This is a genomic window from Prevotella sp. P5-64 (assembly GCF_002251285.1).
GTDB lineage: Bacteria > Bacteroidota > Bacteroidia > Bacteroidales > Bacteroidaceae > Prevotella.
Genome location: NZ_NPJK01000011.1, coordinates 1 through 268, shown reverse-complemented (window position 1 = coordinate 268; position 268 = coordinate 1). Strand labels below are relative to the sequence as shown.

The window sequence follows — 268 nt, the reverse complement described above, 5'->3', positions numbered from 1 at the left end:
TATGTCAAAGATCTTTTCGGGGACATGCCCCGGAGTGGAGAATAACGGATTCGAACCGTTGACCCCCTGCTTGCAAAGCAGGTGCTCTAGCCAGCTGAGCTAATCCCCCATAATTGAGAGTAGCATTCTATCGGTCATCTTGTCGATGTGTAGTCCCAGGCAGACTTGAACTGCCGACCTCCACATTATCAGTGTGGCGCTCTAACCAACTGAGCTATAGGACTGTCTGACTCGGCGTTCAATTAACCTGTGGGCTTAACTGCGCCCA

At 51.1% G+C, this 268-nt stretch carries 2 tRNA genes; both read right to left on the bottom strand.

The annotated features are described in order from the left end of the window. Positions 1-35 precede the first annotated feature (35 nt). Positions 36-109: transfer RNA gene (locus CIK87_RS03075), tRNA-Ala, on the bottom strand. Positions 110-150: 41 nt separating this feature from the next. Then, positions 151-224: transfer RNA gene (locus CIK87_RS03070), tRNA-Ile, on the bottom strand. Positions 225-268: the final 44 nt, after the last annotated feature.